This is a genomic window from Kitasatospora sp. NPDC056651 (assembly GCF_042792155.1).
Taxonomy (GTDB): domain Bacteria; phylum Actinomycetota; class Actinomycetes; order Streptomycetales; family Streptomycetaceae; genus Kitasatospora.
Genome location: NZ_JBHTWX010000045.1, coordinates 1 through 14,839, shown reverse-complemented (window position 1 = coordinate 14,839; position 14,839 = coordinate 1). Strand labels below are relative to the sequence as shown.

Genomic DNA, 14,839 nt, shown 5'->3' with positions numbered 1-14,839 from the left:
GGGACCACTGAGGGACCGTTGAAGGCCGGCGTCAGCTGACGCTGACCCCGCCCCAGGCCGCCGCGACCGCGTTGTACTCGGTGCTGCCGGCGCCGTACAGGTCGCGGGCCGCGTTGAGCGAGGCGGTGCGGGCGCCCTTGTAGGTGGTGGTGGAGGTCATGTAGACGGTCAGCGCGCGGTACCAGATCCTGGCGACCTTGTCGTTGCCGATGCCGGTCACCGTGGAGCCGTCGCAGGTCGGGCTGTTGTAGGTGACGCCGTTGATCGTCTTGCTGCCGCTGCCCTCACTGGCCAGGTAGAACCAGTGGTTGCCGACGCCCGAGGAGTAGTGCACGTCGAGCTTGCCGACGCCGCTGCTCCAGCAGTCGGCCGAGCGGCCGTCCAGCGAGGGCTTGTCGAAGCGGCGCAGCCACGGCGGGGTGGACTGGTCGCTGAACAGGTAGTCGCCGGTGTCGACCTTGTTGTTGGCGTACCACTCGACCATGGTGCCGAAGATGTCGCTGGTGGACTCGTTGAGGCCGCCGGACTCGCCGCTGTAGCGCAGGTTGGCGGTGGCGCTGGTGACGCCGTGGGTCATCTCGTGGCCCATGGTGTCGAGGTCCACCTGCTCCGGGTCGGTGGTGCCGTCGCCGTCGCCGGTCATCATGCAGAAGCAGCTGTCGGACCACTGGGCGTTGTCCCACTTGGTGCCGACGTGGACGAAGACGGTGGCGCCCTTGCCGTCGTTCTTGATGCCGTTGCGGCCGTGGACGTTCTTGTAGTAGTCGTACGTCCAGGCGGTGTTGGCGTGGGCGTCGACGGCGGCGGTGGAGCGGTCGGAGGAGAACTTCCGTCCGTCGCCCCAGACGTTGGTGGTGCTGGTGAACGCGGTGCCGGAGGTGGCCTTGAGCGAGCTCGCGGAGAGGTTGTTGGCGTCCTTGGTGACGTGGCCGCGGACGGGGTCGGTCAGGGTGTAGCCGCCGCCGGACCTGGCGGTGGTGTCGACGGTGACCGTGCCGGTGTACTCGGAGTTGCCGGTGCCGGCCGCCTGGTGCTCGGCGTCGTAGGACTCGATCCGCTCGCCGGTGGTGGCGTCGGTGACGACGACCTCGCCGGCCGGCTCGCCGTGCGCGCCGGTGCCCTCGACGGTGGTGCGCCAGGCCAGCCGGGGCGTGCCGTCGGCGGCCCAGACCACCAGCTCGGGGGTGCTGACGGCGTCCCTGACGCCCGGGGCGGCGGACAGCGCGCCGGCCGCGCCGGACTGGGCGGTCACCTTCGGGACGGTGGACTTCACGGCGGCGTCGTGGGCGGCCGCGCGGGAGGAGTCCTTGAGCCTTCCCTTGGCGTCCTGGTGGACGACCAGGTCGCCGCCGACCACCGGCAGGCCCTGGAAGGTGCGGTCGAAGCGGACGTGCGAGGCGCCGTCGGCGTCCAGGACGACGTCCTTGAGCACGAGGCCCTGGCCGGCGCCGAAGCCGAACACCCCGGCGTTGCGGGTGACGTTGGCGCGGGCCTGGGATATCGCGCCCTCGCGCGCACCCGGGGCACCGGAGGCGGCGGAGGCCGTGGCGGCGGGCACGGTGGCACCGGCGAGGGCGGCGACGACGGCGACGGCTCCGGCCACGCGGGCACGGCGGGAGGAGGGTGTGGGGGTCACGCGGACTCCAGTGGGGGTAGCTGTGCAGGGAAAGGAGCTGCGACCGAGATTGACGGGGTTCAGTCAGATTGAGCTAGGGGGAAGGTCATAACTTTGCCAAGTCGTGTCCTTGGTCAATAAAAAAATGATCGGAAGTCAACAAGCGCTCTACAGTGCGGTCGTGACGATCGACTACCACTGGCGCGGCCGGCTCACCGACCCGGAACTCGACGCCCTGCACGCCGAGGGCTTCGGCGACCCCGGCGGAAACCCCGGCGGAAGCTCTGGCGGAAACCCCGGCGACGCCCCGGTGGAACCCGGAGCCTGGCTCGCCCGCCTGGAACGGCACAGCCTCGGCTGGGTCACCGCCCGTCGCGCCGTCGACGGCGCCCTGGTCGGCTTCGTCAACCTGGCGTGGGACGGCGGCGCCCACGCCTTCCTGCTCGACACCGTGGTCTCCCCGGACACCCGCCGCCGGGGCGTCGCCACCCGGCTGGTCGCCGAGGCCGCCGACGGGGCCCGCGCGGCCGGCTGCGCCTGGCTGCACGTGGACTTCGAGCCGCACCTGCGTCCCTTCTACCTCGACGCCTGCGGCCTGCGCCCCACCGACGCGGGCCTCCTGGCGCTCTGAGACCGCCAACTCCGGTGGGGCGCCCGGGGGCTGGCGCGCCACCGACGAGTCCACCCCTCGGACGGCCCGACCCACCCCCGGCCGACGGTTGTACTCTGCACGCGGACGGACGGCGCCGGCCCGTCCGGTGCGGCGCCCCCGCCCGCACCCTGCCCCGGCGCCGCGATCGGAGTCCCATGAACACTTCCGCCCCCGACTTCGACGGACCGCTGCTGCGCACCCGGGACGTGGACGTGGTGCGCGACGGCCGCCACCTGCTGCGCGGGATCACCCTGGAGATCCGGCCCGGCGAGCACTGGGCGCTGCTCGGACCCAACGGCGCGGGCAAGTCCACCCTGCTGGCGCTGCTCGGCGCGGTCTCCCACCCGACCCGGGGCGAGGTCGACGTGCTCGGACGCCGGCTCGGCCGGGTGGACATCCGCGAGCTGCGCGCCCACCTCGGGCATGTCAACCCGCGCCACCCGCTGCGCTCGCCGCTGACCGTGCGCGAGGTGGTGCTCACCGGGCACACCAACACCATCGAGCCGGAGTTCCACCGCAAGCCCGAGCCGGAGGCGCTGGAGCGCGCCGAGCAGCTGATCGACACGCTCGGCATGCGCGCGATGGCCGAGGCCGCCTGGACCACCCTCTCCCAGGGCGAGCGCGGCCGGGCGCTGATCGCCCGCGCGCTGATGCCCAGCCCCCGTCTGCTGCTGCTCGACGAACCCGCCACCGGGCTGGACCTGACCGCCCGCGAGCTGCTGCTGGACAGCCTCGACCTGCTGCGCCACCAGCACCCGGAGCTGGCGAGCGTGCTGGTCACCCACCACCTGGAGGAGCTGCCGGAGAGCACCACCCACGCCCTGCTGCTGCGCGGCGGCGAGTGCGTCGCGGCCGGGCCGGTGGGCGAGGTGATGACCACCGAGCTGATCAGCGAGACCTTCGGCCACCCGATCCGGATCAGCCGCCACGAGGGCCGCTGGACGGCCCGGGCCGCGGCTCGCCGGACGCCGGGAAGGTAACGGTTGAGGGGGCGGGTGTAGACGTAAAACAGTCTTTACGTAAGGTATGCCTTAGCTAACGATGGTCTGCCGGTCCCCGGCCGGCCTCACTGCCTCGGCACACCCATGCCCTTTTCCGTTGGAGCCCGCATGTCCGCCCGCCGCCGTTCCACCGCAGCCGCGCTGCTCACCCTCGCCGTGGCGACCGCAGCCCTGGCCGGCTGCGCGTCCAAGAAGGACGACAAGGCGGGCGGCTCCGACGCGGTCAAGGTGAACGCGACCGACACCGCGTGCGAGGTCTCCAAGACCAGCTTCCCGGCCGGCCACGTGGTGCTGGACATCAGCAACAAGGGTTCCAAGACCACCGAGGTCTACGTCTACGGCGACGGCGACAAGATCGTCACCGAGCGCGAGAACATCGGCCCCGGCACCAAGGCCAGCATCAACGCCGAGATCAAGGCCGGCTCCTACGAGATCGCCTGCAAGCCCGGCATGGTCGGCAACGGCATCCGCCAGAAGATCACCGTCACCGGCGAGGGCGGCAGCGCCGCGGCCGCCGACCCGCGCCTGGCCGCCGCCGTCGACGCCTACCGCACGTACGCCCAGGAGCAGGCCGACGCGACCATCCCGGCCGTCGAGGCCTTCGCCGCCGCGATCAAGGCGGACGACCTGGAGAAGGCCAAGTCGCTGTTCTCCCCCTCGCGCACCGGCTGGGAGCGCACCGAGCCGGTCGCCGAGAGCTTCGGCGACGTCGACCCGAAGACCGACACCCGCGAGGACAAGCTGGAGCCCGGCCAGGCGTGGACCGGCTGGCACAAGCTGGAGAAGTCGCTCTGGGCCGACGCCAGGATCGGCGACGACGAGAAGAAGCTCGCCGACCAGCTGGTGGCCGACCTCAAGGACTGGCAGAAGAAGATCCCGCAGGCGGAGATCACCGCGACCAGCATGGCCAACGGCGCCAAGGAACTGCTGGACGAGGTCGCCACCAACAAGATCACCGGTGAGGAGGACCGCTACAGCCACACCGACCTGGCCGACTTCCAGGCCAACGTCGAGGGCGCGCAGAAGGCCTACGAGCTGCTGAAGCCGGTCGCCTCCGAGAAGGACCCGGAGCTGGCCAGGACGCTGGACTCCGAGTTCGCCGAGATCAACACCCTGCTGGCCAAGTACAAGCAGGCCGACGGCACCTTCACCTCCTACGACAAGGTGACCGAGGCCGAGCGCAAGACCTTCTCCGACGCGGTCAACTCGCTGGGCGAGCCGCTGTCGAAGCTGGCCGCCGCCGTGGTCGTCAAGTAACCGGCCCACCGCCACCCGAAGTACCCCACCGACGCCGTGGCCGCCCGTGATCCGGGCGCCACGGCCTCCGTGGGTCAGCGCAGAGACCGTCCGGCACAGCAGAGAAGTCCGGCACAGGAGAAGGGCCCGCCCGCCGATGGACGCGGAGAACGAGCAGCAGAACGGGACGCCGGCCGCCGGCGCCACCGCGACCAAGGGCGCGGTCAGCCGCCGCGCCGTCATGGGCTGGGCCGGCGCGGGGGTGGCGCTCGGCGCCGCCGCCGTCGGCTCCGTCGCCGCGGCGAGCCGGCAGGACGACACCGCCCCGGTGGCCGCCGCCCAGGCCGGCGCCGAGGTGCCGTTCTACGGCGACCACCAGTCGGGCATCTCCACCCCGGTCCAGGACCGGCTGCACTTCGCCGCCTTCGACGTCTCCGAGAAGGCCACCAAGGAGTCCCTGGTCAAGCTGCTCAAGGAGTGGACCAAGGCGGCCGCCGCGATGACCGGCGGCCGCGAGGTCGGCACCGGCGCGGTGCCCGGATCGGCGGAGGCGCCGCCGGACGACACCGGCGAGGCCCTCGGCCTGCCCGCCTCCCGGCTCACCCTGACCATCGGCTTCGGGCCGAGCCTGTTCGAGAAGTCCGCCCCGGACGGAACCACAGTGGACCGCTTCGGCCTCCAGGCCAAGCGCCCCGAGGCCCTGATCGACCTGCCGAACTTCAAGGCCGACAAGCTCGACCCGGCCCGCAGCGGCGGCGACATCTGCGTCCAGGCCTGCGCCGACGACCCGCAGGTCGCCGTGCACGCGATCCGCAACCTGGCCCGGATCGGCATGGGCACCGTCAACATCCGCTGGTCGCAGCTCGGCTTCGGCAAGACCTCCTCGACCACCCCGGACGAGCAGACCCCGCGCAACCTGATGGGCTTCAAGGACGGCACCCACAACATCGCGGGCACCGACACCGGGAAGCTGGCCGACCACGTCTGGGCCGCCCCCGGCGACGGCCCGGAGTGGATGACCGGCGGCTCCTACCTGGTCGCCCGGCGCATCCGGATGCACATCGAGACCTGGGACCGCGCCTCGCTCAAGGACCAGGAGGACACCTTCGGCCGCACCAAGGGCGAGGGCGCCCCGTACGGCAAGGGCAAGGAGCACGACGCGCCGGACCTCGCGGCGATGCCCGCGACCGCGCACGTCGCGCTCGCCCACCCGGACGCCAACAACGGCCTGATGATCCTGCGCCGCGGCTTCTCCTTCACCGACGGTACCGACGGCCTCGGCCGCCTGGACGCGGGGCTGTTCTTCCTCGCCTACCAGCGCGACACCCGCAAGGCCTTCGTCCCGCTCCAGCAGAAGCTCGCGGCGAGCGACAAGCTCAACGAGTACATCCAGCACGTCGGCTCCGCCCACTTCGCCTGCCCGGCGGGCGTGCGCAAGCCGGGGGAGTGGTGGGGCCAGGCCCTGTTCGGCTGACCTCCCGCCCCTCGTACCACCTCTACACCCCCCAGGAGCCCGCGTGTTCGGCAACTACCTGATCGGCCTGCGCGAAGGCCTCGAAGCCAGCCTGGTCGTCTGCATCCTGATCGCCTACCTGGTCAAGACCGGGCGCAAGGACAAGCTGCCGCCGGTGTGGATCGGCGTCGGCTCGGCCGTGGCACTCTCCATGGCTTTCGGAGCGGTGCTCCAGTTCGGCTCCTCGCAGCTCACCTTCGAGGCCCAGGAGGCGCTCGGCGGAACCCTGTCGATCATCTCGGTCGGCCTGGTGACCTGGATGGTCTTCTGGATGCGGCGCACCGCCCGGCACCTGAAGACCGAGCTGCACGGCAAGCTGGACGCGGCGATCGCGATGGGCACCACCGCGCTGGTGGTCACCTCCTTCCTGGCCGTCGGCCGCGAGGGCCTGGAGACCGCGCTGTTCATCTGGTCGGCCGTGCAGGCCACCGACGACGGCTGGAACCCGCTGATCGGCGCCGCGCTCGGCCTGCTCACCTCGGTGGTGCTCGGCTGGCTGTTCTACCGGGGCGCGCTGAAGATCAACCTGGCCAAGTTCTTCACCTGGACCGGCGCGATGCTGGTCGTGGTCGCGGCCGGCGTCCTCGCCTACGGCGTGCACGACCTCCAGGAGGCCGGCTGGCTGCCCGGCCTGCACAGCACGGCCTTCGACATCTCCAGCACCATCCCCAAGGACAGCTGGTACGGCACCCTGCTGAAGGGCGTGTTCAACTTCCAGCCGGACCCGACGGTGCTCCAGCTGGTGGTCTGGCTGCTCTACCTGGTCCCGACGCTGGCGGTGTTCTTCAACGTCCTCGGCGGCGGCCGCAAGACCGGCAAGCCCGCCCAGCCGGTGGCCGCCAAGCCGGCCGCCTGACCGGCCGGTTCACCGCGCCGAACCGCGCCGCACCGCGCGAAACCCCCACCGCCCCGTCCGGCCTCCGCCGGGCGGGGCGGTTCGCGTACGCCCGGTGGAACCGATCCACCGGGACCTTCGTAGTCAAGGTGACGAATTTCCGTACCATGACTCACCCTTGGGGGGAACATGACCGTTCGCAGACCTGCCGGGCTGGCCGCCGCCGGTGTGCTGGCACTCGCGCTGACCGCCGCGCTGACCGCGTGCGACCGGGTGCGGGAGACGGACGACCGGCCGGGGGACCCGAAGGCGAGCGCCACCGGGGCGACCGTCCCCGGCGATCCGATGGCCGCCCAGGCGGCCGCGTCGCGGTGCAGGAGCGACGAGATCGGCGCCACCGTGCAGGTCAAGGGCGCCGGTTCGGCCCTGCTGACGGTCAGGAACAAGAGCGACCACACCTGCACGCTGTACGGCTACCCGGGCATCGGCGGCCTACGGGCCGACAACACCGTGGACGTGCTGCCGGGCACCCACGAGGCGCGACCCGCGGGGCCGGTGCTGGTCACCCTGAAGCCCGACAAGTCCGGCTACGCGGGCTTCAGGTGGAGCGCCTGCGAGAAGTCGGACGCCACCTGCCACACGATCACCGGTCTCCAGGTCACCCCGCCGGACGAGCGGGCGCCGGTGATCGCCGAGGTGCTCGGCGCCGACGGCAAGCCGGTCGGCGAACTGCTGGTCTCGGCCGCCGGGTTGACCGTCGGCACCCTCCAGCCGAGCGACGAGAAGGTCCTGTCCGACTGATCCCGGCCGGCCAGTGGTCCAGCCGACGGCACGCCGGAGCCCCCGGGCGGTTCCTTCGAACCGCCCGGGGGCTCCTGGTGTTCAACTGCCGGACTACTGGCTCTTGATCGCGCCCAGGATGTCCAGCTTGGACGCCCGGTAGGCCGGCCAGAGCGCGGCCAGCAGGCCGATCACGGCGGCCGCGAGCAGGTAGCAGGCGGTCTGCACCGGCGGCACCACGGTGGTGATGCCGTGGAGGCTGTCCGCCAGGGTGCGTACGGCTGCCCAGGCGACCAGGATGCCGAGGCCGACACCCACCAGCCCGCCGAACAGCGCGATCAGCAGCGACTCCAGCCGGACCATCCGGCGGATGCCGAGCCGGTTCAGGCCGACCGCCCGCAGCATGCCGATCTCCCGGCGGCGCTCGAACACCGACATCGCCATGGTGTTGACCACGCCGAGCACCGCGATCACCACGGACATGCCGAGCAGCCCGTACATCATGTTCAGGATCCCGGTGACCATCGAGCGGTTCTCCGCCTTGATCTCCTTGGCGTCCTTGACGGCGATCAGCGGGTTGCCGCCGGTCGCGTCGCGCAGCGCCTGCTTCAGCTCCGGGGTCGCACCGTTGACGCCCTTGACCAGCACCTTCTGCGGGCCGGAGCCGGGCAGCGCGTGCGGGCCGACCACGGACTCGGGGGCGACGATCCCGGCCAGCATGGTGCTGGACTCCAGGATGCCGCCGACGGTCAGGGTGCCCTTGGCGCCGTCCGGGTAGGTCACGGCGAGGGTGTCGCCGAGCTTGTAGCCGCCGTGCTCGGCGCGGCCCGAGCTGACCAGCAGCTTGCCCTGCTTGAGGGCGTCGGCCGAGCCCTCGGTGACCTTGACGGTGGCCACCTGGTCGATGGTGGCGGCGTCCATCGTGGTCAGCCACTCGCTGTCCTCGCCGTTCGCCCCGACCTTCACCGGGACGCCGCGCTCGGCGCCGATCGCGCTGACGCCGGGCGCCTTGGCGAGCTGGGTGGCGACCTCGGGGGAGAGCGCCGAGAAGTTCTGCATCGTGACCGTGTAGTCGGCCTTGAGGTCGGTCGCGGTGAGCTTGTCCACGGCCTGGTTCACCGAGGCGCCGATCACGGTCAGCGAGGTGATCAGGGTGACGCCGATGGTCAGCGCCGAGGCGGTGGCGGCGGTGCGGCGCGGGTTGCGGACCGCGTTCTCCTGGGCCAGCTTGCCGGGCGCGCCGTACACGGCCCGCAGCAGCGGGGCGATCAGCGCGATCAGCGGCCGGGACAGCAGCGGGGTCAGCACGAAGACGCCGATCAGCAGCGCACCGGAGCCGAGGCCGACCAGCTTGACCTCCTTGCCGGACACACCGGCCAGCAGCGCGGCGGCACCGGCGGCGGAGAACAGCAGACCGATGGTGTTGCGGACCCGCAGGCCCTTCTGGGTGGCGGGCTGCTCGACCGCGCTCATCGCCGCCACCGGGGCGATCCGGGAGGCCCGGCGGGCGGGCAGCCAGGCGGCGAGCACCGTCACCAGTACGCCGACGGCCAGCGCGGTGATCACCGTGCTCGGGCCGACGATCAGCGGGCCGTCCGGCAGGTTGGCCTCCATCGGGCCGTTGAGCAGCGACTTGAGCCCGGCGGCGATCCCGATGCCGGCCAGCAGGCCGGTCACCGAGGCGGTCAGGCCGACCAGCAGGGCCTCGACCAGGACGGACCGGGTGATCTGGCGGCGGCTGGCGCCGATGGCGCGCAGCAGGGCCAGTTCCTTGGTGCGCTGGGCGACCAGCATGGAGAAGGTGTTGGCGATGATGAAGATGCCGACGAACAGCGCGATGCCCGCGAAGCCCAGCAGGAAGGTGCTCAGCACCCGGGTGCCCTGCTTGATCATCCGGTCCTGCTCGTCGGCGAGCTCGCGGCCGGTCTTGGCGTCGATGTTGTCGCCCTGCGGGGCGGCCTGCTTGACGGCGGCGAGCAGCGCCGCGTCGTCGGTGCCCGGCTCGGCCTTGACGTCCAGCTCGGCGAAGCGGCCCGGGGTGAGGTAGAGCCGCTGGGCGGTGGCGGTGTCGAAGGCGGCCAGCGAGCCGCCGGCCACCACGCGGGGGTCGTTGGTGTGCACGGTGCCGGTGAGCTTGAGGTTCATCACCGGGCCGTTGACCGCGACCCGGACGGTGTCGCCGACCTTGAAGCCGCCCTTGTCGGCGGTCTTGGCGTCCAGCACGACCTCGGTGGCGTCCTTCGGGCCGCGGCCCTCGACCAGCGGGTAGCGCGGGTCGGTGCCGTCGGCGCCCGGCACGTAGTTGGTGCCGGTGGTGGAGAAGCCGTTGCCGATCAGCGCGCCCTTCTTGTCGGCGATGCCGGCGAAGCCGCTGACGATGCCGCGGACCTCGGCGGCGCCGGGCAGCGCGGCGACCTTCTGCCGGGTCCCCTCGGTGATCGTCGGGCCGTCGACGGCCCGGTCACCGTGGTCGTAGCTGCGGTTGGCGGCCTCGCGGTCGCTGACCGTGACGGCGATGTCGGTGTAGCTCTTGGAGTTCTGGGTCCTGAGCGCGTTGCCGAGGGTGTCGGAGAAGACCAGGGTGCCGGCCACGAAGGCGGTGCCGAGCATGACGGCCAGAACCGTCATCAGCAGTCGGCCCTTGTGGGCGAGCACATTGCGCAGTGCGGTGCGGAACATGAGGGTGTGTCAGTCCTGGGGGTACTCGGGGGACGGGTGGCGGTTCGGGGCCAGGGCGATCAGCTGGTGCGGCCCTTGGCGTCGAAGCGGCGCATGCGGTCCAGGACGGTGTCGGCGGTGGGCTGGTGGAGTTCGTCGACGATGCGGCCGTCGGCGAGGAAGACGACGCGGTCGGCGTAGGAGGCGGCGACCGGGTCGTGGGTGACCATGACGACGGTCTGGCCGAGCTCGCGCACGGAGTTGCGCAGGAAGGAGAGGATCTCGGCGCCGGAGCGGGAGTCGAGGTTGCCGGTGGGCTCGTCGGCGAAGACGATGTCGGGCTTGGAGGCGAGGGCGCGGGCGCAGGCGACGCGCTGCTGCTGGCCGCCGGAGAGCTGGGAGGGGCGGTGGCTGAGGCGGCCGGAGAGGCCGACGGTGTCGACGACGCGGTCGAGCCAGGCCTTGTCGGCCTTGCGGCCGGCTATGTCCATCGGGAGGGTGATGTTCTCCAGGGCGGTCAGCGTGGGGAGCAGGTTGAAGGCCTGGAAGATGAAGCCGATGTGGTCCCGGCGCAGCTGGGTGAGCTGCTTGTCCTTGAGTCCGACGAGTTCGGTGTCGCCGATGGTGGAGGAGCCGGAGGTGACGGTGTCGAGGCCGGCCATGCAGTGCATGAGGGTCGACTTGCCGGAGCCGGAGGGGCCCATGATCGCGGTGAACTCGCCCTGGGGGAAGGTGACGCTGACGTTGTCGAGGGCGACGACGCGGGTCTCCCCCTCCCCGTAGACCTTGTTCAGGCTGGTGGCGCGGGCGGCCGCACGACCGGTGTGGACGGCGGTTGCGGGGAACGTCACGTGGACTCCTCGGGCGGATGAACGGAATATCTGACTCCGATCAATCATCCCAAGATGTTCGAATGCGATGCGTATGCCACGCGGGTGGTCGGCCCCCGCCGACCCGGCGGTACGGCGGGGGGCCTTCTCCTCCTCAGGTATGACCCCGACCCCTGAGGGCCGCCGGCCCGGCCGTCTACTCGACCGCCACGCCGAAGGCCGTCGCCAGCCCGGCCAGACCGTTCGTCACCACCTGGCCGGACGGGCCGAACTCCCAGCCGCCCCGGGCCCGTCGGAACGCGCCCAGCAGCATCGCGCTGTCCGGCACCCCGCCGGTCGGGCCCTCCCAGGTGGCCGGACCGCCCGCGCCCGTCCCGTACACGGCGGCGAGCGCCAGCCCGTGCACATAGCCGAGCGGCAGCGCCGGGTGCTCCTCCTCCTCGGTGGAGACGGCGACCACCACCTCCTCGACGGCGGCCGGCAGCCGGTGCAGGTCCAGCGCCAGCCGGGCCGCCCGGGTCGGCTCGCCCGGCACCGAGCGGGTCGGATGCAGCCGGACGGCGCCGTCCGGGTCCTGCGGGCTGTTGAAGAAGACGAAGTGCTCGTCACTCAGCACCCGCCCGCCGCCGCACAGGAAGGCGGTGACGTCCAGCTCCACCGCGTCCCCGCCGGCCGTCCGGCTCTGCCAGCTCACCGTGAGGGCGGTCTCGCGGGCCTCTTCCCCCTCCGGCTCGCCGTTCGCGGCAGGGGCGACGGCTTCGGTGGCCGCCCCGGGGCCGAGGCGGCCACGCAGGCCCTGCTCGGCGAGCAGCACCACCAGCTCCGGGCCGCTCACCAGGGTCAGCGGCTTGCCCTCGATGTAGCTGTACGACCCGCGCCCGAAGCCCGCGGTGGTGACCAGGATGCCCTTGTTCGCGCCGTGGTGACGGACCGTGGACTCCAGGTCGCGCACCGCCGTCGGCGGCACCGTCTTCCTGTAGCGCTTCGCCTGGATCACGATCTTGCCCCCGGTCACCGGGTCCAGGTCCTCGGCCACCACGTCCACCCCGACGTCGCCGCTGCGGGCCGTGGTCATCACCGTGAAGCCGCGCAGCCGGAACAGCTCGGCGATCAGGTCCTCGAAGTCGAGCGGGTCCATCTCGAACAGGTCCGGCTCCTCCTCGCCGCCGTGCCCGGCCAGGCTCCCGCCGACGCTCTGCGGCCGCCGGTCCGGCCGCACCTCGTCCAGCCGCTCCGGGCGCGCCGACAGCCGGCCGCCCAGGCCCTGGAAGCACTCCACCGGGGCCACCCGGTCCAGCGCCAGGCCGGCGAAGCCCGCCCGGGCGGCGGTCAGCGTGGAGAGGAAGCGCTCGGCCTCCCGGCCGGTCGCCGGGTCGATGCCCAGGACGAAGCCGTTCACCACCACCGAGTCCAGCAGCCCGTCCCGGTCCGCCCGGAACAGCTCCGCCGCCACCCGCAGCGCCGACTGCGCCAGCACCTCCCGGTACAGCGCCTTGCGCTCCGTCGCCGGGCGGGCCACCTCCGCCTCGCGGTCGTCCGCCTTCACGTACCGCACCCGGGCCGCGGCCGGCACCACGTCCGGCCCGGGCAGCTCCCAGTCCACCACCAGCTGGCGGCTCCCGGCGTCGAAGGCCGCCACCAGCCGGTGCGGGAAGCCCTCCGGCCAGGCCGCCGAGGCGTACAGGCCCGCCGTGAAGTACTCCTGCACCGCCTCCGGCTCGCCCGCCCGCAGCCGGCGCAGCAGCTCCTCGGTCCGGGCGCCGAGCTCCCGCCGCTGCCGACGCGACTGCTCGACCCGGGCCAGGTACTCCTGCTGGTACCCGGCCAGCCGGCGCTGCCGGTCCGCCTCCCGGGCCTGCGCGGCGTACCAGTCCTGCTCGAACCGGGCCCGGGCCTGGGCCAGGTACTGCTCGTACTGCCGCCGCACACCCTGGTCGCGGGCCCGGACCGGGTCCGGCGGCGGCACGAAGTACGCGGCCGAGGCCTGGTCGGGCATCGGCACCGGCACGCCCAACGGGCCTGGGTCGAAGGCCGGTTCGGCCAGAGGCGCCAGCAGCGCCTGCGGACCGAACGCCGGGGCGGCCAGACCGGCGGCCAGCAGGCCCCTCAACTCCTCGACCCGGGCGTCCAGTTCGGCCGTCCGCCGGGCCACCTCGGCCTCCCGCGACTGCTGGTGGGCGCGCTGCGCCTCCCGCTCGTCACGGGCGGCCGCCTTCTGCGCCTCGCGCTGCTCCCGCTCCCGGCGGCGCAGTTCCGCCGCCTCGGCGCGCCAACGGGCCTCTTCCCGGCGCTGCTGCTGCCGCTGCGCCTCCGCCCATATCGCCAGCACCCCGCCGCTCCGCCGCCCCGACACCGTCCGCCCACCCCATTCGCCTCGCCGTCGACCCTCGGGCCCGGTCGCGCCGCGTCGCCTCCCGGCCACGCGCTGCCGACCGCGCCCGCAACAATAGAGCGTGAACACCCTGTCGGGCCAAGTGCCGGTGGTGTGGCCGTCCGGGTGGTGGGGCAGGGGCGCCGACCGGTGCCACGGGGCCGGGAGGAGGGGTCGGAGCCCGGCGCCCGGTGGGGTCGTTCCCGAGGTTCCCGCGGGGTGGCCCGTCGTGTCGGCCGAGCGCCGGTGGTCCCGGCCGCCGGTCCCCGGGGATCCCACCGGGCGGCCCCGCCCCGTCGGTGGCTCCGGGTAGTCTCGACGGTCACCGACGGCAAGGAGAAACGTGACGATCCCCCCGCAGAGCGCCCCGCAGCACCCCCAGCCCGGCGGCTGGATCTCCACCGGCCTGAGCTGGCAGGACGGCAGGGCCGTGCTCGCCGCCGCGCGCGGCGCCCAGGTGCACGAGCGCGCCGTCACGCCGGGTGCGGAGGTGGGCTGGCTGCTGGGCGGCCCGCGCCGCTGCGTCGGGGCCTGGCTGGCCGGGGCGACGGAGCGCACGCCCTGCCCGCACCACGCGGTGATCGATCCGGCCGCCGGTGCGACACAGTGCCCGGCGTGCCAGAGCGTGGACCGGGGCCTGGCCCTCGCCCGGGACCAGATCCTCGACGACGGCCGCACCTACCTGCTCTACCTCGCCTGGTTCGGCGAGGGCCTGCTCAAGGTCGGCCTGACCGCCGAGCAGCGCGGCGACAGCCGGCTGCTCGAACAGGGCGCGCTGGCCTACGCGTTCACCGCCCGCGGCGGCCTGCCGGCCGTCCGGCGCGCCGAACTCACCGTCGCCGCCTCGGGCCTGGCCCGCGAGCGGTTCAAGTCCCGGCTGAAGACGGACCAGTGGTGGTCGCACGGCGACGCCCCGTACCGCCGTACGGTGCTCACCGAAGCCCGCGCCCGGGCGCACCGGCTGCTGGACGGGCACGCCGTGGAGCCGCTCGCCGACCGCCCGGTGGTCGACCACGTCGAGCGCTACGGCCTGGCCGGCGGCGCCCCGGAGGCCTACCGGGAGATCGCCGGGCTCGCCGACGGTGCGGTGGTCGCGGGGCGGCTGAGGCCACCGGTGGGCCGGCACCTCTTCCTCGACCAGACGGACGGCTCCGGCCCGCTGCTGCTGGACACCCGGCTGCTCACCGGCTGGACGCTCAGCCCGGTCACCGGCCGCGGCTCCGAGGGCCTCACCCTGCACGAGCGGCTGCGCCCGGCGGAGCCGGACACCCAGGAGGCGCTGTTCTGACGGCGGCCCGTCCGGGCGCACCGGGAACGGCTCCGGCCCGCACGCGCGAGGTGTGCGGGC

At 73.0% G+C, this 14,839-nt stretch carries 11 protein-coding genes; 7 read left to right on the top strand and 4 right to left on the bottom strand.

Annotated features, from left to right (window positions below; translation table 11 throughout):
- Nucleotides 1-31 precede the first annotated feature (31 nt).
- Complete coding sequence (locus ACFRAR_RS19035) at nucleotides 32-1,636, bottom strand: M4 family metallopeptidase (RefSeq protein WP_380699255.1); 1,605 nt, start codon at nucleotides 1,634-1,636, stop codon at nucleotides 32-34.
- Between the two features lie 160 nt (nucleotides 1,637-1,796).
- On the opposite strand from ACFRAR_RS19035, the gene ACFRAR_RS19030 reads away from it, so the two are divergent.
- The 6 genes from ACFRAR_RS19030 (at nucleotide 1,797) to ACFRAR_RS19005 (ending at nucleotide 7,653) form a co-directional block, all read left to right on the top strand.
- Nucleotides 1,797-2,246 (top strand): GNAT family N-acetyltransferase, encoded by a 450-nt coding sequence (locus ACFRAR_RS19030; protein WP_380699254.1) that lies wholly within the window; start codon nucleotides 1,797-1,799, stop codon nucleotides 2,244-2,246.
- Between the two features lie 176 nt (nucleotides 2,247-2,422).
- A complete protein-coding gene (locus ACFRAR_RS19025; RefSeq protein WP_380699253.1) occupies nucleotides 2,423-3,247 on the top strand; it encodes an ABC transporter ATP-binding protein in 825 nt (274 codons plus the stop codon).
- A gap of 129 nt (nucleotides 3,248-3,376) precedes the next feature.
- Nucleotides 3,377-4,525 carry an iron uptake system protein EfeO gene (gene efeO, locus ACFRAR_RS19020; protein ID WP_380699252.1) on the top strand — a complete coding sequence of 383 codons (1,149 nt, stop codon included), beginning with the start codon at nucleotides 3,377-3,379 and terminating at the stop codon, nucleotides 4,523-4,525.
- Nucleotides 4,526-4,661: 136 nt separating this feature from the next.
- The gene (gene efeB, locus ACFRAR_RS19015) at nucleotides 4,662-5,978 is read left to right on the top strand and encodes an iron uptake transporter deferrochelatase/peroxidase subunit (protein WP_380699251.1); all 1,317 of its coding nucleotides are present in this window, start codon (nucleotides 4,662-4,664) and stop codon (nucleotides 5,976-5,978) included.
- 43 nt (nucleotides 5,979-6,021) lie between these two features.
- Entirely contained in the window at nucleotides 6,022-6,873 is an 852-nt protein-coding gene (gene efeU, locus ACFRAR_RS19010) for an iron uptake transporter permease EfeU (RefSeq protein WP_380699250.1), read from the top strand.
- 168 nt (nucleotides 6,874-7,041) lie between these two features.
- Nucleotides 7,042-7,653, top strand: a complete 612-nt coding sequence (locus tag ACFRAR_RS19005) for a DUF4232 domain-containing protein (RefSeq protein ID WP_380699249.1) — start codon at nucleotides 7,042-7,044, stop codon at nucleotides 7,651-7,653.
- Nucleotides 7,654-7,746: 93 nt separating this feature from the next.
- On the opposite strand, the gene ACFRAR_RS19000 is transcribed toward ACFRAR_RS19005, so the two are convergent.
- From ACFRAR_RS19000 to ACFRAR_RS18990, 3 genes are all read right to left on the bottom strand, one after another.
- Nucleotides 7,747-10,311 carry an ABC transporter permease gene (locus ACFRAR_RS19000; RefSeq protein ID WP_380699248.1) on the bottom strand — a complete coding sequence of 855 codons (2,565 nt, stop codon included), beginning with the start codon at nucleotides 10,309-10,311 and terminating at the stop codon, nucleotides 7,747-7,749.
- Between the two features lie 59 nt (nucleotides 10,312-10,370).
- Nucleotides 10,371-11,189 carry an ABC transporter ATP-binding protein gene (locus ACFRAR_RS18995; protein WP_380699247.1) on the bottom strand — a complete coding sequence of 273 codons (819 nt, stop codon included), beginning with the start codon at nucleotides 11,187-11,189 and terminating at the stop codon, nucleotides 10,371-10,373.
- Between the two features lie 127 nt (nucleotides 11,190-11,316).
- Complete coding sequence (locus tag ACFRAR_RS18990; protein WP_380699246.1) at nucleotides 11,317-13,449, bottom strand: restriction endonuclease; 2,133 nt, start codon at nucleotides 13,447-13,449, stop codon at nucleotides 11,317-11,319.
- A gap of 385 nt (nucleotides 13,450-13,834) precedes the next feature.
- Between ACFRAR_RS18990 and ACFRAR_RS18985 the strand changes: the two genes are divergently transcribed.
- A complete protein-coding gene (locus tag ACFRAR_RS18985) occupies nucleotides 13,835-14,779 on the top strand; it encodes a DUF2797 domain-containing protein (protein WP_380699245.1) in 945 nt (314 codons plus the stop codon).
- Nucleotides 14,780-14,839 lie beyond the last annotated feature (60 nt).

What these genes read in the sequence shown, in the direction of transcription:
- efeO (WP_380699252.1), top strand. Translation starts at nt 3,377, where the DNA reads ATGTCCGCCCGCCGCCGTTCCACCGCAGCCGCGCTGCTCACCCTCGCC.
- ACFRAR_RS19025 (WP_380699253.1), top strand. Translation starts at nt 2,423, where the DNA reads ATGAACACTTCCGCCCCCGACTTCGACGGACCGCTGCTGCGCACCCGG.
- efeB (WP_380699251.1), top strand. Translation starts at nt 4,662, where the DNA reads ATGGACGCGGAGAACGAGCAGCAGAACGGGACGCCGGCCGCCGGCGCC.
- ACFRAR_RS18995 (WP_380699247.1), bottom strand. Translation starts at nt 11,189, where the DNA reads ATGATTGATCGGAGTCAGATATTCCGTTCATCCGCCCGAGGAGTCCAC.
- ACFRAR_RS19005 (WP_380699249.1), top strand. Translation starts at nt 7,042, where the DNA reads ATGACCGTTCGCAGACCTGCCGGGCTGGCCGCCGCCGGTGTGCTGGCA.
- ACFRAR_RS19000 (WP_380699248.1), bottom strand. Translation starts at nt 10,311, where the DNA reads ATGTTCCGCACCGCACTGCGCAATGTGCTCGCCCACAAGGGCCGACTG.